A 17,585-nucleotide genomic window follows, 5' to 3' on the forward strand; every position below is an offset into this window, starting at 1 on the left:
TTTGCAATGCGCCTGCTCAGTGCGCGTGCGCATGCCCCGCCGGCATTGGCGCGGTCAGCTCCAGCTCTGCGGCCGGCGTCTTCAGCTCGCGCAGGCTCTGGCCATCCGCGGGGATCTGCGTCCATTCGGTGCGGCCGTCCTCGCATTCCTGCACCACCGGGAAATACAGCTTGCCGGCCTGCTCGGGCAGCTTCATCAGCATCACGAACTCATCGAAATGCGCGTCGGCCAGCGAGCCGGCAAACCAGCGCAGCGTGCGCACGTCCTCGCTCACGGTCTTGCCATGCGAGGCATAGGGCTTGGCCAGCGGCGCGCGTTTCACTTCCAGTTGCCAGCCTGCCTTGGGCTGCGGATGGGCACCTTGCACGCCTTCCGGGATGGTTACGGTGATGGCGCGGGTGGCGCTGCCGTTGCAGCCATGGCCCACCATCAGTGCGCCTTTGAAGTAGCTGCCTGCCGTCGCGGCCTTTTGCTCGAACACGATGTGCGCGAACGCGGGGGGCGTCCAGCTTGCGCCAAGCGAGGCCAGCGCGATGGTCACTGCGGGCAGCAGGCGGGATGCGGTCATGTCGATTCTCCTGGGAAGCGCGTCAGTCTAGCGCCGAAGGCCGTCGGCGGCCCTGCGGCGCAGGGCCGCAGGCATGGTGTGCCCCGGAAATCATGTCGGAATTGTCTTACGCGGCTTTCGGAACGTCACGCCTGATTGCAGGAGGCGCCCATGCGTACGCTGTACATACGGTGTGGGCAAGCGCGGATCGCATGCGGCAAAGGCCGAGAGCGAGACCGCCCTCCACGATATCCGCCACTGAAAAAGGAGCACGACATGATGAAGAAATGGCTGAGCGCAGCAGTGTGTTCGATGATGTTTGCCGGCCCTGCCGCCCTCACGCTGGCGCATGCCGCACCCGCAGGTTCCAAAGCGGACTACGACGCGGCCGTGAAGGCTGCCAGCGCCAACTACAAGGCCGCGCGGACCCAGTGCAACAGCCTCAAGGACAACGCCAAGGACGTGTGCGTGAAGCAAGCCAGGCGCGACGAGGACGTGGCCAAGGCTAACGCCGAAGCGACCCGCGATGGCACCGCCAAGGCGCGCGCCAAGGCGGACAAGGTCAAGGCCGATGCCGATTACAGCGTGGCCAAGGAAAAATGCGATGACGCTAAGGGCAATGACAAGGAAGTGTGCGTAAAGGACGCCAAGGTTGCCCACGAGCAGGCCTTGGGCTCGGCCAAGGTCGAGAAGGCTGCCGCCACCGGCACCAGCACCGACGTAGCCGAAGCGCGCGCCGACGCCAGGAAGGACACCGTGGACGCCGCCTACAAGGCTGACAAGCAAAAGTGCGATGCACTGTCCGGCGACGCCAAGGATAAGTGCCAGGCTGACGTGAAGGCCAAGTACGCCAAGTAACCTGCCTGCGCGCGCTGGCTCGGCAGGCCGGGTCGGCACATCACCCATCCACAAATGAAGGCGTGGGAGCGAGATTCACGCTGGTAAGAGACTCAGGTAAGACACGCTGGTAAAGAGAAGAGTAAGACAGGTAAGCATTCGTAAGCACGCTGGTGCGTGTTGCGATGCGATGCCAAAGTGGCGGCCGGCACGATCGAAGGATCGCAGCCGGCCGGTTAGCACCCGCATCCCCAACCACCAACCTGGCAGGAGAAACGAAATGAAACGCGAGCTACTGTCCTCGTTCGGCGTACTGTGCGGCCTTGCCGCGGCCACTGTCTTTCTCTGCGTGCGCCCGGAGGCCGCGCCCGTACATCGCCAGGCGAGCGCGCCAGTGGTGGCGAAGCCCGCCGTGTTGGCCGGCACCACGCCGCAAGCCGCGGTGGAACTGGCCGTGCAGGCCGGCGATCTGGGCTCGCGCGCCGACCGCCATGCCAGCGACGCGCTGCGCATTGCCGAGCAAGCCTCTGGGCGGGAAGAGGACCTGGACTGGGACTACGTGCAGTTGCGCCTCTGAGGCCAGGTACTCCAGCCGAACGCCTAGCGCGATACCGGCCGCTTGCCCAGTTTGCGCTGCAGCGTGCGCCGATGCATATTGAGCGCGCGCGCGGTGGCCGAGATATTGCCCTCGTGTTCGGACAGCACCCGCTGGATGTGCTCCCACTCCAGCCGGGCCACCGATAGCGGCACCGGCTCTTCCATGGCGGCTTCGGCCGCGTCTTCCGATACCCCGGCCATCAGCGCTGTCAGGATCGAATCCACATTGGCCGGCTTGGCCAGGTACTCATCGGCACCATGCTTGACCGCGGCCACCGCGGTGGCAATGCTCGCATAGCCCGTCAGCACCAGGATGCGCGCATCGGGCAACGCCGCGCGCAGCGGCGCGACCAGTTGCAGGCCGGACTCGGCTGGCGCGGTGCTGCCGGCTTCCGGCGGCGCGCTCAGGTGCAGGTCCAGCGTGATGTAGTCAAACGGCGTTTGTGCGGCCAGCGCCAGCGCCTGCTGGCGGTTGTGGGCGATCTGCACGGCATAGCCGCGGCGCGTCAGCGCGCGCGCCAGGGCGCCCGCGAACACGGCATCGTCGTCGATGACCAGGAAAGGGGCGGCATCGCTGGCGCCGGGCTGTGCGCCATCGGCGGCGGGATTGTGGAGGGCGTCGGTCATCGCGGGCTCGTTGTCAGGGGTGAGGCAAACGGTGAGGCGGCCGGTAAGGCTGCCAGGGAAGGCGCGGGCAGGCGCAGCTCGGCCACGGTGCCGCCCTCATGGTGGTCATGCCAGGCCAGCCGGCCACCCATCTGCTGGGCCGCGCTTTGCGCCAGGTACACGCCAATGCCCTGGCCGCCATGCATGCTGGTCATCGGTGCTTCGCCCAGACGCGCGCGCTGGGATTTTGGGATGCCCAGGCCGCGGTCGGTGACGCGGAAGATCAGCGTCGGCAGCGCACGGTTGTCCTCCAGCGCGATGGCCAGGCGCAGCGGAATCTGCTCGTGCCCCGCGGCCAGCTGGCTGCGCGCGGCGTTGTCCAGCAGGATCGTCAGGATCTGCCCCACGCGCGCGGCCTCCACCGGCAGGGCCGCGGCTTCGCCAATGACATTGGCTTCCAGCCGGGCATGGGGGTGGCGCAATTGCCAGCGTTCCACATAACCGTCCAGCCACGCATCGATGCGCTGCGCAGCCGCGGTCTCGTGGTCGTCGCGCAGGCGGGCCAGGATCGATTTGCACAGCTCGAGCTGTTGTTCCATGGTCTGCAGGTCCGGCAGGTAGGCGCACACGTGCGTGGTGGCCAGGCGCGGGTCCGCCGCATCGGCGCGCAGTTCGCCGGCGATGACCGCCAGCGTGGCCAGCGGCGTGCCGATCTCGTGGGCGACCGCCGCGGCCTGGTCGTTCAGCGCTTCGATGCGTGCGTCGCGCAGCAACTGTTCGCGCGCCAGGTTGAGCTCCGCGTCGCGCTGGCGCAGCACGCCGGACAGGCGCGCCACGAAGACCGCGATCATGGTTGCGCTGGCGACAAAGTTGAGCCACATGCCGGCCAGGTGATAGTTGATGGCGTTGTCCGGGTTGTGCAGGTTCAGCGGCACATACTCGATCAGCATCAGGCTGTAGCAGGCCATCGCGTAGGCGGCGAGCGCGATCACGTTGCGCCACGGCAGGATGGCGGCGGCGATCGCCAGGCCCGGCAGGTAGAACGAGACAAAGGGGTTCGTCGCGCCGCCGGTGAAGAACAGGTTGGCCGACAGCGCCGTCAGGTCGACCATCAACTGGCCCATCAGCTCGGCGTCGCTCGGCATGCCGCCGCGGCTGGTGTGCATGCGCATGCGCAGGCCGGTGAGCAGGTTGAACACCGCTTGCAGGGAAAGGATCGCCAGCAGGGGGCTGTACGGCAGGATCACGCCGGCCACGGCCTCGCACGAAACCAGCAGCACCGCTTGCCCGCCCATCAGCGCCCAGCGCAGCCAGAACAGGCGGCGCAGGCTCATCAGGTTGTGGCGGACCGGGATGATGCTCGTGGCGGAGCCGGGGCGGGAGGGGGCCGTGTCTGGCGGCACGGCTGCGATGGTATCCATGCCGCGAGTTTAACAACGACCGGCGCCCGGCCTGCCGCGTGCGACACCGTGCCGCATTGGTTGGTGCCGGGGCCGCTGCCAGACTGGACGGTTCGCTGCCAGGTAGCCAACCGGTCAGTGGCGCGATTTGCGCCGCCTGGCTCACGTCGCCAGGGGCGTCATGGTCTAATGTTCTCTTTATGCAGTCCTTTGAATCTCAGTGGAGATAGTCCAGATGCAAGCCAGATTCCTCGTCGCGGTGCCCGCCGCCCTGCTCGCCGCGCTGTGCTCGAACGCGGCTTTCGCCCAGGTCGATGTCAGCAACGCCTGGGCGCGCGGCACCGTGCCGGCACAGACCGCCACCGGCGTGTTCATGACCCTGCATGCGCACGAACCCGCCAAGCTGATCGGCGTCAGTACGCCGGCGGCAGCCACGGCCGAAGTGCATGAGATGAAGATGGATGGCAACGTGATGCGCATGCGCGCCATTGGCGCGCTCGACCTGCCCCGCATGCAGGACGTCGAGCTCAAGCCGGGCGGCTATCACGTGATGCTGATGGGCCTCAAGGCGCCGCTGAAGAAGGGCGACACCGTTGCGCTGACGCTCAAGATCGAGCAGGGCGGCAAGGTGACCGAGCAGAAGGTCGACGCCGAAGTGCGCGACCTCACCGCAACGGCGCCGGCCGCCGGCGCGCACGGTGACCACAAGCACTGAAGCACTGAAGCCGTACAGGCAGCTAGCCGGGCTGCCTAGCTGCGCAGGCTGATCGCGTCGTCCGGCTCGTCGCCGGCGGCCACCGCGATCACGCGCTCGCGCAGCCAGCTATGGCCGGGATCGGCGTCAGTGCGGTCGTGCCAGATCAGGCTGAAACCAAAGCCCGGCAGGGGGAAGGGCGGATCGAACACCGCGAAGCGCGGATCCTCCTCGAACGCGGCCAGGCTGCGGCGCGCCGTGGTCAGGACCAGATTGGTGCCGGCAATCAGCGCCGGCGCCACGCTCCAGTGGGGCAGCACGCAGGCAATCTTGCGCCGCCCGCCCACCTTGGCCACGGCGGCGTCGATGGCATCCACGCGCTCGCTGTGGGTCGCCACCAGCACATGCGAGCGGGCCAGGTACGCCACCTGGTCAAGCTTGCCCAGGCCGCGCACCGTGGCCGCATCCACCATGCAGGCATAGGTTTCCTCGAACAGTTCCGTGCTGTGCACGCCTTCCGGGGGCTGCCCGAACACGCCCAGCGCCAGGTCGATCTCGCCGTCCGCGACCTTGGCTGTCATGGCTTCGCGGCTGGCCTGGCTGACCACCAGGTCGATGCCCGGGGCGATCTTGCGCACCGCGCGCAGCAGGCCGGGCAGCAGCGCCATGGCGCCGTAGTCTGACATGGCCAGGCGGAAGCTGCGGCGCGCCGTGGCGGGCTGGAAGCCGGAAGGCCCCAGCAGGATGCGCACCTGCGCCAGCGCCTCGGCCAGCGGGCCCGCCAGTTCGTGGGCGCGCGCGCTCGGCACCAGGCCGCCCTGGCCGCGCACCAGCAGCGGGTCGTCCAGCAACTGGCGCAGGCGGCCCAGCGCGTGGCTCACCGCAGGCTGGCTGAGGTGCAGGCGCAGGGCGGCGCGCGAAATATGTCGTTCGGCCAGCAGGGCTTCCAGCACCACCAGCAGGTTCAGGTCGATACCGCGGAGATCATTCATGCGGCGCATATTAACGCTATGAAACGAGAATTGGTAATTCGCGGCACAATATTTCACACTGAGGCATCCAATTTTTGGCGAAGGAGATGCCAAAATGCATGGCCTCAATCACTTTTCGCCGGCGCTAGCCGGCCTCGTTCCTGTTCTGGTGGCCACTGTTTCCGGAGCGGTGATCCCCTTTCAGGCCGGCGCCAACGCCGCGCTCGGGCGCAGCCTGGGCCATCCGCTGTGGGCCACTGTGGTGTCGCTGCTGGTCAGCCTGGTGGTGGTGGTGCCGCTGCTGTGGCTGCTGAAGGTTCCGCTGCCCACGCTGGCGGTGGGCGGGCCGGGCTGGATGTGGGTCGGTGGCGTGGCGGGCGTGTTCTACATTACCGTGGCGCTGGTGCTGGCCCCGCGCCTGGGCGCCGGCGGCTTTATCGCGGCGGTGGTGGCGGGGCAGATGGTGGGCGCGCTGCTGCTTGACCAGTTTGGCCTGGCGGGCTTCGCGGCGCGCGCCGTGACGCCGGGGCGCATGGCCGGCGCCGCGCTGGTGGTGCTGGGGGTGGTGGTGATGCAGTTCGCCGCGGCGGGCGCGGCCAGCACAACGCCAGCGCAGGCGGCGAACTGATCAGCCTTTGGTTTGCGTCTGGCCGGCATCCTCGCGGCGGCGCGTCAGGCAGGCGGGGCACAGGCAGTGCTGGCCCGGCACGATCTGGCGGGCGGGCAGCAGCGGCTGGGTGGCGCACCAGCAGTGGGGCAGACCGGCGGCATAGCCGCAGACAAAGCCGGCGCCGCAGGCGCTGCAATGCTCGATCGGGCGCAATTGCCCCGTCAGCACGGTGGCCGGGTCGCTCACGGCTTGTCCCTGGGCGGCTCGTCTTCCTGGCCCAGCCGGGACATGGCGGAGCGCATCAGCCGCATCTGGCCCGAAAAATTGGTGCACGCATCGCAAATGGCCATGTGTCCGCGCATGCGCACGCGCTCGAACCAGCTCAGTGGCCGGTCCATGCTTTCCATGGTCAGGTGGTGGATCTCGCGGCAGTTTGGCAGCAGCCGGCGGCGGGAGGGCGTATCAGGCATGGCTTCCTTCGGTCGGAGAGGCGGTTTAGGGCCGGGGCGGCTTGCCTGGCTGCCCCGGCCTGCTTGCAAGGTCGGGCGAGCGTCGGGCGCTCACGCCTTTTGTCCAAACCAGTTCAGTTCCAGGCACTCGCGCAGGCGCATGCGGGCTCGGTACAGCATGACCCAGGCATTAGTCGTCGTGATCTCGAGTTCCTGACAGATTTCTTCGGTTTCCAGCTCTAGCCATTCCCGCATCATGAAAATCCGGCCGATCTTGGCGGGCAGCTTGTCCACGCACAGTTGGAGGATCTCGAAGAACTCGCGGCGCTCCAGCGCGCGGTCCGGGTTGCCCCAATCGGAAGGTGGCGTATGGTAGTGGCCGTTCTTGGCGAACAGGGCGTCGAAGGCATCGATGTCCGACTGCGCCTCGCCGTCCTCGTCGCCGCCGCCGCCCAGGGTCAGGCGCACTTCGCGCCGGCCGCTGCGCAGCGTATCGATGATCTTGTGCTTGAGGATGCCGATGAGGTAGGTCTTCAGGGCGGACTGGCCGCTGAAGCGCTCCGGGTGTTCCAGCGCGGCCACCAGGGTGTCGGAGACGGTATCCTCGGCCAGTGCCTGGTCGCGCAGTTGCAGGCGGGCGAAGCGCAGCAAATGGGGGCGCAGGGCGCTAAGATCGTCGGGGTGCAGGCTCATTGTGTTGCCGCTATTCGGTGGCGATGCGACTGTTGGACAGCTATTTGACAACGGCAGGACAACCGTTGGACAACTGTTGCGTGGATAGAACGCCATGGTGCGCCGCAGTACGCATGCACCGGTTTTGACCCCCCGCTGCACCACCGTCTGCACGCGTGCGCCGCGGTTTCTTGTAAAATCGGCGCCTGCCGCGGCCGGAGGTGGCCTATTCGGGGTAAAAAGCCCCTTAACCCATGGTGCACCGCCGGTCAGAATTGCCATGATACCTGTTGAATCTCACGGATGTCCCTTGCCATGAACGCCGACACCCCTGGGCCTGCCGCTACCGCGGTGGCCGCAATTGCCCCAGCCCTCAAGGCCGAAATCCTTGCCGAGGCGCTGCCCTATATCCGCAAGTTCCACGGCAAGACCATTGTGGTCAAGTACGGCGGAAACGCGATGACCGAGGAAAAGCTCAAGCACGGCTTTGCGCGCGACGTGATCCTGCTCAAGCTGGTCGGCATGAACCCGGTCGTGGTTCACGGCGGTGGCCCGCAGATCGACGAAGCCCTGAAGAAGGTCGGCAAGGTCGGCACGTTCATCCAGGGCATGCGCGTCACCGATGAAGAGACCATGGAAGTGGTCGAATGGGTGCTTGGCGGCGAAGTGCAGCAGGACATCGTCATGCTGATCAACCAATATGGCGGCCAGGCTGTGGGCCTCACCGGCAAGGACGGCGGCCTGATCCGCGCCAAGCGCCTCAAGATGCCGGACCGCGAAAGCCCCGGCGCCTTCATCGACATCGGCTTCGTGGGCGATATCGAGGCCATCAACCCGGCGGTGGTCAAGGCCCTGCAGGACGACGCCTTCATCCCGGTGATCTCGCCGATCGGCTTTTCCGACGACGGCCAGGCCTACAACATCAACGCCGATGTGGTGGCGGGCAAGATGGCCGAGATCCTCAAGGCCGAGAAGCTGGTCATGATGACCAACATCCCGGGCGTGATGGACAAGGCCGGCAACCTGCTGACCGACCTGTCGGCGCGCGAGATCGAGGAACTGTTCGCGGACGGCACCATCTCCGGCGGCATGCTGCCCAAGATCTCGTCGGCGCTGGACGCGGCCAAGAGCGGCGTGAATTCGGTGCACATCATCGACGGCCGCATCGAACACTCGCTGCTGCTTGAAATCCTGACCGAACAAGCGTTCGGTACCATGATCCGTTCGCACTAGAACGCATCTACGGCAGCGCGCGCCGCGCGCTGCCGCTTCACTTCTTTCTTCCCGCGTGCCCACTATTTCCCCGCCCTTGCGCCGCAGCCTGCGCGGTGCGCGCCGACGCCGCCCCGCGGGCGACAATTCCGGCCGCACGGTCTGGCTGTTCGACCTCGACAACACGCTGCACGACGCGTCGCATGCGATCTTTCCCGCCATCAACCAGTTGATGACGGCGTATGTCGCACGCGTGCTGGGCTGTGACGAGGCCACCGCCAGCGAGGTTCGGGTGAAGTACTGGCAGCGCTATGGCGCGACGCTGCTGGGCATGATCCGCCACCACGATGTAGACCCGGCCGACTTCCTGCGCGCCGCGCATGATTTCCCCGAGCTGGCGGAGATGGTGCGGGTGCGCAGTGGCCTGGTCGGCCACCTGCGCCGCCTGCCCGGGCGCAAGATCCTGGTGACCAACGCACCGGAGCAATACGCGCGCGCGGTCATGAAGGTGGCTGGCATCCAACAGTGTTTCGAGCGGGTGGTCGCCATTGAGGACATGTGGGTGCACGGCCATCTGCGGCCCAAGCCGGACCGGCGCATGCTGCGCCGGTTGCTGGTGCAGCAGCGGGTGGCGCCGCACCGCGCGGTGCTGGTGGAAGACACGTTGTCCCACCTCAAGCGCTACGCGGGCACGGGCATTCGCACGGCCTGGGTGACGGGCTACCTGCGCACGCTGGCGCCATCGCGCCCGCACGACGTGCCGATGCCCGCGGGTTCCGCCGTGGCGGGCGCCAGCGGCGACGCCGTGCTGCGCAGCACGCTGGATGCGCAGGACCGGCAGCACACCGGCCACGCCGCGCAGGAACATTCAGTGACGCTGGTGGCGGCCGAGACGCAGGATCCGCCCGCGCTGGCGACTGGCACGACAGCGCCGCAGGCGCTGCCGGCATCGGCGCCGCGCGTGCGCGCGCGGATCGTAAATCGCCCCGGCTATGTGGACGTAAAAGTACAATCCATGCATCAACTCCAACGACGAATGCGGAGAATCGGGTCATGATGCACAGTAACGGGCACCCATCGGGTGCGGCTCCGGCCGCCGCCGGGCAGGGCGCAGGCGCCGACGGGGCGCCGGCACGCAAACGCCCGCGTCCTGGCGAGCGGCGTGTGCAGATACTGCAGACGCTGGCCGGGATGCTGGAAGTGCCGCGTGGGGAAAAGGTCACCACCGCGGCGCTGGCTGCCAAGCTCAGCGTATCGGAGGCGGCGCTGTACCGCCATTTCGCCAGCAAGGCGCAGATGTTCGAAGGCCTGATCGGCTTTATCGAGCAGACCGTCTTCGGACTGATCAACCAGATCACCACCCAGGAAGAACATGGCCTGCGCCAGGCGCACGCCGTGGTGCGCATGCTGCTGTCCTTTGCCGAGAAAAATCCCGGCATGACGCGCGTGCTGACCGGCGAAGCGCTGGTGGGCGAGCATGATCGCCTGCAGGAGCGCATCAACCAGGTAGTGGACCGGATCGAGGCCTCGCTGCGGCAGTGCCTGAAGATCGCCATCAGCCAGGGTGCGTTTCCGCCCGACGCCGATGTGCCGGTGCGCGCCGCGCTGATCGTGGCGACCGTGCAGGGGCAGTGGCATCGCTATGCCAAGAGCGGCTTTCGCAAACTGCCCAGCGAGAATGCGGACGCGCAGTTGCGCGTGTTGCTCGGCTAGGTTGCGCCAGCGGTCATGAACAAGGGCAGGCTTGCGCCTGCCCTTTCTTGTTAGTCCGCGCAGGCGCGTACCGGCACGCGGCGATCGACTGGCCCGATGCGATCGAACCGGCGGCGCAGCGCAGCACCGAGCGCGGCAAACGCCAGCAGCGGCAGGCCGATCCACGCACACTCCAGCCAGAAGCGCGCAGCGCCAAACAGGCCCGCGCCGGCCAGCGGCAGCGGCCGCCGTCCCAGCACTGCCGCCAGCGCGAGTGGCGGGGCGCAATGAAGGTAGGTTGGCATGGCGTTGCGCCTTCGATCAGGCCGATGCCGGGGCCGCCGCGGCGGCGGCGTCTTCTTCGCCGGACGGGGCAGCGGGCTTGTCGCGCAGCGGCTGCCATGCGGCGCCCGCGGCGTACCAGTCGATGCGCCGGGTCATGACCATGATGGCGGCCAGGATCACGAACATCAGCAGCGAGCCCAGCATCAGCGCATTGTCCTCCGACAGCAGCAGGCCATAGAGCGCGCCGTACAGCACCGTCAGCAGCGTGGCAAAGGCCAGCCCACGCCGCCAGCTCTGCAGCACGAACGACAAGTAAAAACCCAGCAGCCCGATACAGGCACCGCTGGCCGCCAGGTAGGCCAGCGCGAACGAGATATGCTCGGACAGGCTCAGCAGCAACAGGAAGAACACCGCCAGCGCCAGGCCGACCAGCAGGTACTGGATCGCGTGGATGCGCAGGCGCTTGACCAGTTCGAACATGAAGAAGCCGGCGAAGGTCAGCAGCACGAACATGGCGCCATACTTCACCGCGCGCTCCGCCTGCAGGTAGATGTTGACCGGGTCGATCAGCGTCACCGACACCGTTTCCAGCGTGCCGTCGCCCGAGCCAGCGAGCTGGCCACGGGCCTTGGTGTTGTACGAGGTCACGCTCCAGTTGCTGCGAAAGCCCTGCGCGCTCACGCTGCGGGTGCGCGGCAGGAAGTCTCCGTCGAAACTCGGATGCGGCCATGCGGAATCGAGCGAGATGTCGTTCTGGTCGCCCACCGGGGTGAAGGCCAGCGACTGCGCGCCCAGCAGCGGCAAGGTCAGCGAGAACGGCACCACGCGCCGTGCCTGCGCGGACCTGCCATCCAGGCCGGGCTTGACGGCCTTGGCGGGCGGCAGGTCGATCTCGGCGTGCAGGCCTTGGGACAGGCTCTTGAGCAGCGCGCCTTGCTCCAGCTTCAGCGCCTTGCCGTCCAGCTCGAACGCGGGCGCCGCCATCAGGCCGCGCGTGTCGCTGATGCCGATCGTGATGTACGGCTGGCCTACCTCAAAGCCGACGTGGCCGGCCGAGCGCGGCAGCTCGACCGGATCGGGCAGCGCGATGGTGCCCTGCCAGCGGCTTTGCATCTCGTACACCAGCACCTTGTGAATGCCGCGGTAGCGCTCGCTCGGCGTGATCTCGCCCTTGACCCGCAGCGTGGTGGGGAAGACCAGCATCTGCCCGGCCTGCGCCTGCAGCACGGTGGCATTCGGCCGCTTGGGGTCGCTGCTGTCCGTCACGCGCAGGATCTCCTTGTACGGCAGCACCAGCACCGGGCCGGTCAGGGTTTGCGGGCCGGCGTAGCTCTGCCAGACGCTGCGCACCGCTTCCTCGCGGTAGTGCTTGCGGTCCTGCACGGCGTTGCCCACGAGGTGCAGCGGGATCAGGATCAGCAGGATCAGGAACGCCGTGATGGCGGATTTGAAAAACAGGATTCGGTTCATGGCGGCAGGCGCGCGGGAGTGACGATGCCGCTAGCTTAGGGTTGCCATGTGAGCCGCCGCGGAAGCCTGCGTGAAGCGATTCGCGCGATTGTGTGTTGAGTGTGAAGCGTGTGAGGCGTGTGAAGCCGCTACGCCGCAGGCAGCGTCAGCGTCGCGCACGCGCCACCCTCGGCGCGGTTGGCCAGCGTGATGTCACCGCGATGCAGCGTGGCGATCTCGCGTACGAAGCACAGGCCCAGCCCGGTGCTCTTGTCTTGCCCGCCGGGGCGCGGCAGCGAATAGAAACGCTCGAACAGGCGCGGCAGCGCATAGTCGGGAACGCCGGGGCCGTGATCGCTGACGCGCACGGCGATCATGTTGGCGGGCGCATTGCCGTGCGCCACGCACACGTCGACCGTACTGGCCGCTGGCGCAAAGTCGATGGCATTTTCCAGCAGGTTGCCCAGCGCCTGGTGCAGCAGGAACGGATCGCCCCTCACCACCGCTGCGGGCTGGCCCGGCGGCAGCAAGCGCAGCGTCAGGTCGCGCTGGCGGGCGCGCGGCTCCAGCTCATGCAGCAACTGCTCGATCAGCGGCTCCAGTGCAACCGGTGCGTGGGTCTCCAGGCTCTGGCGCTGCTCCAGCGCCGCGAGCGCCAGCAGCTTGCGGATCATTTCCTCAAGCCGCTGCGCCTGCCGTCGGATATTGGCGACGAAGCGGTCGCGGTCGGTGGCCGGCATGTCCTCCTGCAGCAACTCGGCGGCGCCGCCGATGGCCGCCAGCGGGCTCTTCATCTCGTGCGTCAGCGTGTGGATATAGTGCTCGACGTACTGTTTGTCCTCCAGCCGCAGGCGCATGCTCTCTACCGAGCGCCCCAGCTCGGCCAGCTCGCTGGCGCCGCGCAGCGGCATCTCGGCGCGCTCGCCCGATGCCACGGCACGCGCGTAGCGCTGCAGGCGGCGCAGGCCGTGCACCAGCCACAGCGTGCAGGCCAGGCCGATCACGAACGCACCGCCCATCAGCAGCAGGCCGTTGAGCAGGATCTTGCGCTGGCTGCGCTCGATGAACGGCGCCATGGTCACATTGGGCTTGGCCACGGTCAGCACGCCGATGGTCTTGCTGCCGTCGCGGATGGGGGCTGCCACGTGCATCACGGTGCTGGCGTCGTCGTCGGGGTTGGCGCGGGTGCTGCGCGCGCCGTACTCGCCGCGCAGCGTGCGGTAGACGTCGTTCCAGCGCGAGTAATCCGCGCCCACGGCGGTCTCGCCGGAATCGAAGCGCACGATGCCGCGCTCGTCCGTGATGTAGATGCGGTAGCCCACCGCATCCTTGTGCATGCCCCACACATTGGCGTCGACCTTGTCCTCGCGCAGCCGGGCCAGGCGGCGCGCAAAGGCGCCGTTGGCAATGCGGCCGCTCTTCATGTCGTCGGCGGCCAGCACCGCCAGCACGTGGGCGGTGTCGACCAGCGTGTCTTCCATGGCCTGCCGCACACCAGGCTTGACCTCCTGCACGAACACCCGCAGCGTGAGGAAAGCCGCCAGCCCGACGATAAGGAAGAAGCCGAGGAAGATGCGAAGCCCGATATGCATGCGTGGCCGTGGGTGGGTGGTGAATAAGGTGGAAGCGGGGCTCAGCCTTCGAGCGAATACCCCATGCCGCGATGGGTGCGGATCGAATCGCACTCGGGATCGAGCGCGCGCAGCTTGGCGCGCACCGTCTTGATATGCGTATCGACGGTGCGGTCGATGGTGTCGAGCGCATCGTGCCAGACCAGGTCCATCAGCTGCGCGCGCGAATAGATGCGCCCGGGGTGCTGCAGCAGCAAGGCCAGCAGGCGGTACTCGTAGCGGGTCAGGTCGAGCCACTGGCCACGCCAGGCCAGGCGCGCACCGTCGGCATCGAGCGTGAAGCCTTCGGGCGGCGCCGGGGCTTGCACCGGCTCCTGCGGTGCGGCGTGCTTGCCGGCACGCCGCAGGATCACGCGCACCCGCGCCGCCAGTTCGCGCGGCGAGAAGGGCTTCACCACATAGTCGTCGGCGCCGATTTCCAGGCCGACGATGCGGTCGATTTCCTCGTTGCGCGCGGTGAGGAAGATCACCGGCACATCGGAGAAGGTGCGCAGCGTGCGGCAGACTTCGAAGCCATTGATGTCGGGCAGGCCGACGTCCAGGATCACCAGGTCCGGCGCCTGCGCGCGCAGGCGCGCCAGCGCGGCGCTGCCGAGCGCGCAATGCTCGACCGTCATGCCTTCGGTGGACAGCGCATAGAGGATGGTGTCCGCGATCGCGGATTCGTCTTCGATGACCAGGATGCTGGGTGGTTTCGTCAAGGCAGGATTGGCGTTGGGTTAGCGTCTGGCGGCGCGCCGCCGCCGGCGCGCTTGTTTGCTCTATAATAAGCGGGTCGCGCCGATTTGAAGACTGGCTTGCGGGCGCGCGGCGGCATGGTAACCCCTGGAGGATTGGTTTTGGGGGTTCCGGCAGCCAATATAAATGCGGCTAAAGAGGTGGGTCGGTTCCCTGCCACGCAAGGCACCGGCACGCGGGACGCAAGACCCGTGCAAAACCCGATTTGGCTGCGCCGTCGTTGATGCTGTGCTTGATGTCAGGTTTGATGTCATCCGCAGGCAACGTCCACGCAAGGCCGGTCGGGTTTTTTTACGCCTGTTTGCCAACGGGCTTATTCCATGACAGACGTAGCTCCGCCTCCTGCCGCGCTTGCCCTGCCGACCGACTCGGTCGGCATCGTCGCGCCGCAGTGCATGCATTTCACCGAGCCGCTGAAGCTGCGCAACGGCACCTCGCTCGCCGACTACGACCTGATGGTCGAGACCTACGGCATGCTCAACGCCGCGCGCTCCAACGCCGTGCTGGTGTGCCACGCGCTTAACGCCTCGCACCACGTGGCCGGCGTGTATGAGCATGACCCGCGCGATGTCGGCTGGTGGGACAACATGGTCGGCCCGGGCAAGCCGCTCGACACCGACCGCTTCTTTGTCATCGGCGTCAACAACCTAGGCTCCTGCTTCGGCTCGACTGGCCCGATGAGTGCCAACCCCGCCACCGGCCAGCCCTACGGCGCCACCTTCCCGGTGGTCACCGTGGAAGACTGGGTCAATGCCCAGGCGCGCGTGGCGGACCGGTTCGGCATCACCCAGTTCGCGGCGGTGATGGGCGGCAGCCTGGGCGGCATGCAGGCGCTGGCCTGGAGCCTGATGTACCCGGATCGGCTGCGCCACTGCATCGTGGTGGCCTCCACGCCCAAGCTCTCGGCGCAGAACATCGCCTTCAACGAGGTTGCGCGCAGCGCCATCCTGTCGGACCCCGATTTCCACGGCGGCAACTACTACGCGCACGGCGTCAAGCCCAAGCGCGGCCTGCGCGTGGCGCGCATGATCGGCCATATCACCTACCTGTCCGACGAGGACATGGCGGAGAAATTCGGCCGTGAGCTCAAGACCGATGACATCCGCTTCTCCTTTGATGTCGAGTTCCAGGTGGAGAGCTACCTGCGCTACCAGGGTGACAAGTTCGCCGAGTACTTCGATGCCAACACCTACCTGCTGATCACGCGCGCGCTCGATTATTTCGATCCGGCGCTGGCCTTCGGCGGCGATCTCACGCGCGCGGTGTCGCAGACGCAGGCCAGCTTCCTGGTGGCCAGCTTCACCACCGACTGGCGCTTCGCCCCCAATCGCAGCCGCGAACTGGTCAAGGCCCTGCTCGACAACAAGCGCCCGGTCAGCTATGCGGAGATCGATGCGCCGCACGGGCACGATGCCTTCCTGCTGGACGACCCGCGCTATCACAACCTGATGCGCGCCTATTACGAACGCATCGCCGAGGAGATAGGCGCATGAATGCCGCGGCCAACCCCAATATCCTGGCGCTGCGCCCCGACTTCCGCGCCATCGCGCGCTGGATCGAGCCCAATTCCACCGTGCTCGACCTGGGCTGCGGCGACGGCAGCCTGCTGCGCGTGCTGCAGGATGAGCTCGACGTGCAGGCCTACGGCATCGAGATCCAGGACGAAGGCGTGCTGGCGTGCGTGCAGAAGGGCGTGCACGTGATCCAGCAGAACCTGGAAGGCGGCCTGGCGCTGTTCGAGGACAAGAGCTTCGATACGGTGATCCTGTCGCAGACGCTGCAGACCATCCACAACACCGCGCAGGTCCTGCGCGAGACGCTGCGGGTGGGGCGCGAATGCATCGTGTCCTTCCCCAACTTCGGCTACTGGCCGCACCGGCTGTCGGTGTTCCGCGGGCGCATGCCGGTGTCGGAGGCGCTGCCGTACCAGTGGTACAACACGCCGAACGTACGCGTGCTGACCATCAGCGACTTTGAGTCGCTGGCGTCCAAGGTTGGCCTACGCGTCCTTGACCGCGTGGTGATGCACGAGGGTGTGACGGTCAACTGGGGCTCGAACTGGCGCGGCAGCCTGGCGGTGTACCGGGTTTGCGCCGCCTGAGCCGGCGAGGGCGCGGGGCTGCGCTTAGCTGTCCGCCGCGCTAGCTGCTGGTCTCCAGCGCGGCCTGCGCCACCAGGTAGTCAATAAAGGCGCGCACCTTGGGGGCCAGGTGGCGGGTTGGCGTGTAGACCGCGAAGGCCGTGCCTACGTAGGGTTCGAGGACTTCCCAGTCGTCCAGCACCGGCACCAGGCTGCCCGACGCCAGCGCCGCGGCGGCCGAGAAGTCCGGCACCAGCCCGATGCCCCCGCCGGCCTGCGCCATGGCGACAATGGCCGCGCTGTTGTTGAGCGTGACCTTCGGCGGGATGCGCAGCGCCACGGTCTGCCCGTCGCGCCTGCGCTGCAGGCTCCAGCGCTCGCCAAAGGCGCCATAGCCCAGGTAGAGGCAGCGATGCCCGGCCAACGCCGCCGGCTCGGCTGGCGTGCCATGCCGCGCCAGCCAGCCGGGTGCCGCCACCAGCCGGTAACGCACCGCGCGGATTGGCCGCGCTGCCAGGCCCGGCGCCAGTTCGCGCGCAATGCGGATGGCCACGTCCACGCCTTCTTCCACCAGGTCCACAAGGCGGTCCGCCAGCGTCAGCTGCAGGTCCAGCGCGGGAAAGCGGTCCAGCAGGGCCGGCAGCCGCGGCGCCAGCCAGGCCTGCCCGAACACCACCGGTGCGCTGACCCGCAGCACGCCGTGCGGCTCGCCGCCGTGGTCGCTGGCCAGCGTGCTGACTTCCTGCGCCGCGGCCACCATCCGGGCGCACGCGGCGTGCACGGCCTGTCCGAGCTCAGTCAGGGTGAAGGCGCGCGTGGTCCGTTGCAGCAGGCTCGCGCCGATGGCCGCTTCCAGCCGCGTCACATGGCGGCTGACGGCGGAGGGTGTCATGCCCAGCTCGCGGGCTGCGGCGGAGAAACTGCCGCATTCCACCACCCGGGCGAATACGGCCATGGCGTTGAGTTGCGCGACCGGCATGGACTGGCTCCCGTATTTGTGATTACAGGTCAAATAGTAATTGCTTGTGGGGTGGATTGTTGACCTGAATGCGCGATGGAACAATGGCATCCAAGCGTACGAAGCTTCGCAGGAGACTTTCATGAATATCGATCGA

At 67.4% G+C, this 17,585-nt stretch carries 21 protein-coding genes; 9 read left to right on the top strand and 12 right to left on the bottom strand.

What is annotated here, in order from left to right; genetic code table 11:
• Nucleotides 1–16: 16 nt before the first annotated feature.
• Complete coding sequence (locus tag AC1RWI_RS00210) at nt 17–568, bottom strand: YcnI family copper-binding membrane protein (RefSeq protein WP_052494401.1); 552 nt, start codon at nt 566–568, stop codon at nt 17–19.
• 255 nt (nt 569–823) lie between these two features.
• Here AC1RWI_RS00210 and AC1RWI_RS00215 point away from each other — a divergent pair, with 255 nt between their 5' ends.
• The gene (locus AC1RWI_RS00215; RefSeq protein ID WP_043343028.1) at nt 824–1,405 is read left to right on the top strand and encodes a hypothetical protein; all 582 of its coding nucleotides are present in this window, start codon (nt 824–826) and stop codon (nt 1,403–1,405) included.
• A gap of 259 nt (nt 1,406–1,664) precedes the next feature.
• Nucleotides 1,665–1,961: a hypothetical protein gene (locus tag AC1RWI_RS00220; protein ID WP_043343029.1), complete on the top strand. Its 297-nt coding sequence runs from the start codon at nt 1,665–1,667 to the stop codon at nt 1,959–1,961.
• Between the two features lie 23 nt (nt 1,962–1,984).
• Here AC1RWI_RS00220 and AC1RWI_RS00225 read toward each other — a convergent pair whose 3' ends face one another.
• Together AC1RWI_RS00225 and AC1RWI_RS00230 are read right to left on the bottom strand one after the other, a co-directional pair.
• Nucleotides 1,985–2,608, bottom strand: coding sequence for a response regulator transcription factor (locus tag AC1RWI_RS00225; protein ID WP_492863749.1), 624 nt, complete (start codon nt 2,606–2,608; stop codon nt 1,985–1,987).
• On the bottom strand, nt 2,605–4,008 hold the full coding sequence (locus tag AC1RWI_RS00230; protein ID WP_043343031.1) for an ATP-binding protein: 1,404 nt from the start codon (nt 4,006–4,008) through the stop codon (nt 2,605–2,607). Before AC1RWI_RS00230 ends, AC1RWI_RS00225 begins: the two co-directional genes overlap by 4 nt.
• A 214-nt stretch (nt 4,009–4,222) precedes the next feature.
• Here AC1RWI_RS00230 and AC1RWI_RS00235 point away from each other — a divergent pair, with 214 nt between their 5' ends.
• The gene (locus tag AC1RWI_RS00235) at nt 4,223–4,702 is read left to right on the top strand and encodes a copper chaperone PCu(A)C (protein WP_043343032.1); all 480 of its coding nucleotides are present in this window, start codon (nt 4,223–4,225) and stop codon (nt 4,700–4,702) included.
• A gap of 35 nt (nt 4,703–4,737) precedes the next feature.
• Here the strand turns inward: AC1RWI_RS00235 and AC1RWI_RS00240 are convergent, their stop codons facing one another.
• Nucleotides 4,738–5,673: a LysR family transcriptional regulator gene (locus AC1RWI_RS00240; RefSeq protein ID WP_043351158.1), complete on the bottom strand. Its 936-nt coding sequence runs from the start codon at nt 5,671–5,673 to the stop codon at nt 4,738–4,740.
• Nucleotides 5,674–5,767: 94 nt separating this feature from the next.
• Between AC1RWI_RS00240 and AC1RWI_RS00245 the strand changes: the two genes are divergently transcribed.
• Nucleotides 5,768–6,280: a DMT family transporter gene (locus tag AC1RWI_RS00245; protein ID WP_043343033.1), complete on the top strand. Its 513-nt coding sequence runs from the start codon at nt 5,768–5,770 to the stop codon at nt 6,278–6,280.
• Here the strand turns inward: AC1RWI_RS00245 and AC1RWI_RS00250 are convergent, their stop codons facing one another.
• The 3 genes from AC1RWI_RS00250 to AC1RWI_RS00260 all read right to left on the bottom strand — a co-directional run bounded on the left by AC1RWI_RS00250 (nt 6,281) and on the right by AC1RWI_RS00260 (nt 7,404).
• Nucleotides 6,281–6,508, bottom strand: a complete 228-nt coding sequence (locus tag AC1RWI_RS00250) for a cysteine-rich CWC family protein (RefSeq protein ID WP_043343034.1) — start codon at nt 6,506–6,508, stop codon at nt 6,281–6,283.
• Nucleotides 6,505–6,732, bottom strand: coding sequence for a zf-HC2 domain-containing protein (locus AC1RWI_RS00255; RefSeq protein WP_043343035.1), 228 nt, complete (start codon nt 6,730–6,732; stop codon nt 6,505–6,507). The genes AC1RWI_RS00250 and AC1RWI_RS00255 overlap by 4 nt, the downstream gene beginning before the upstream one ends.
• A 90-nt stretch (nt 6,733–6,822) precedes the next feature.
• Nucleotides 6,823–7,404 carry a sigma-70 family RNA polymerase sigma factor gene (locus AC1RWI_RS00260; RefSeq protein WP_043343036.1) on the bottom strand — a complete coding sequence of 194 codons (582 nt, stop codon included), beginning with the start codon at nt 7,402–7,404 and terminating at the stop codon, nt 6,823–6,825.
• 282 nt (nt 7,405–7,686) lie between these two features.
• Between AC1RWI_RS00260 and argB the strand changes: the two genes are divergently transcribed.
• The 3 genes from argB to slmA are packed head-to-tail and all read left to right on the top strand — an operon-like array spanning nt 7,687 to nt 10,308.
• Nucleotides 7,687–8,616, top strand: a complete 930-nt coding sequence (argB, locus tag AC1RWI_RS00265; RefSeq protein WP_006162725.1) for an acetylglutamate kinase — start codon at nt 7,687–7,689, stop codon at nt 8,614–8,616.
• 55 nt (nt 8,617–8,671) lie between these two features.
• Entirely contained in the window at nt 8,672–9,652 is a 981-nt protein-coding gene (locus tag AC1RWI_RS00270) for a pyrimidine 5'-nucleotidase (RefSeq protein ID WP_043343039.1), read from the top strand.
• A complete protein-coding gene (gene slmA, locus AC1RWI_RS00275) occupies nt 9,649–10,308 on the top strand; it encodes a nucleoid occlusion factor SlmA (protein WP_043343042.1) in 660 nt (219 codons plus the stop codon). Before AC1RWI_RS00270 ends, slmA begins: the two co-directional genes overlap by 4 nt.
• A 50-nt stretch (nt 10,309–10,358) precedes the next feature.
• Here the strand turns inward: slmA and AC1RWI_RS00280 are convergent, their stop codons facing one another.
• The 4 genes from AC1RWI_RS00280 to creB all read right to left on the bottom strand — a co-directional run bounded on the left by AC1RWI_RS00280 (nt 10,359) and on the right by creB (nt 14,353).
• Nucleotides 10,359–10,592, bottom strand: coding sequence for a hypothetical protein (locus tag AC1RWI_RS00280; RefSeq protein WP_043343046.1), 234 nt, complete (start codon nt 10,590–10,592; stop codon nt 10,359–10,361).
• 16 nt (nt 10,593–10,608) lie between these two features.
• Nucleotides 10,609–12,042 (bottom strand): cell envelope integrity protein CreD, encoded by a 1,434-nt coding sequence (creD, locus tag AC1RWI_RS00285; protein ID WP_492863754.1) that lies wholly within the window; start codon nt 12,040–12,042, stop codon nt 10,609–10,611.
• Between the two features lie 128 nt (nt 12,043–12,170).
• On the bottom strand, nt 12,171–13,613 hold the full coding sequence (creC, locus tag AC1RWI_RS00290) for a two-component system sensor histidine kinase CreC (RefSeq protein ID WP_492863756.1): 1,443 nt from the start codon (nt 13,611–13,613) through the stop codon (nt 12,171–12,173).
• Between the two features lie 41 nt (nt 13,614–13,654).
• On the bottom strand, nt 13,655–14,353 hold the full coding sequence (creB, locus tag AC1RWI_RS00295; protein ID WP_492863758.1) for a two-component system response regulator CreB: 699 nt from the start codon (nt 14,351–14,353) through the stop codon (nt 13,655–13,657).
• Nucleotides 14,354–14,710: 357 nt separating this feature from the next.
• On the opposite strand from creB, the gene metX reads away from it, so the two are divergent.
• Nucleotides 14,711–15,883: a homoserine O-succinyltransferase MetX gene (gene metX, locus AC1RWI_RS00300; protein WP_492863760.1), complete on the top strand. Its 1,173-nt coding sequence runs from the start codon at nt 14,711–14,713 to the stop codon at nt 15,881–15,883.
• Nucleotides 15,880–16,491: a methionine biosynthesis protein MetW gene (metW, locus tag AC1RWI_RS00305; RefSeq protein WP_492863762.1), complete on the top strand. Its 612-nt coding sequence runs from the start codon at nt 15,880–15,882 to the stop codon at nt 16,489–16,491. The genes metX and metW overlap by 4 nt, the downstream gene beginning before the upstream one ends.
• A 40-nt stretch (nt 16,492–16,531) precedes the next feature.
• Here metW and AC1RWI_RS00310 read toward each other — a convergent pair whose 3' ends face one another.
• Nucleotides 16,532–17,449 (bottom strand): LysR family transcriptional regulator, encoded by a 918-nt coding sequence (locus AC1RWI_RS00310; RefSeq protein ID WP_492863764.1) that lies wholly within the window; start codon nt 17,447–17,449, stop codon nt 16,532–16,534.
• Nucleotides 17,450–17,585 lie beyond the last annotated feature (136 nt).

It is taken from the genome of Cupriavidus sp. MPR-AND1C, assembly GCF_058809705.1.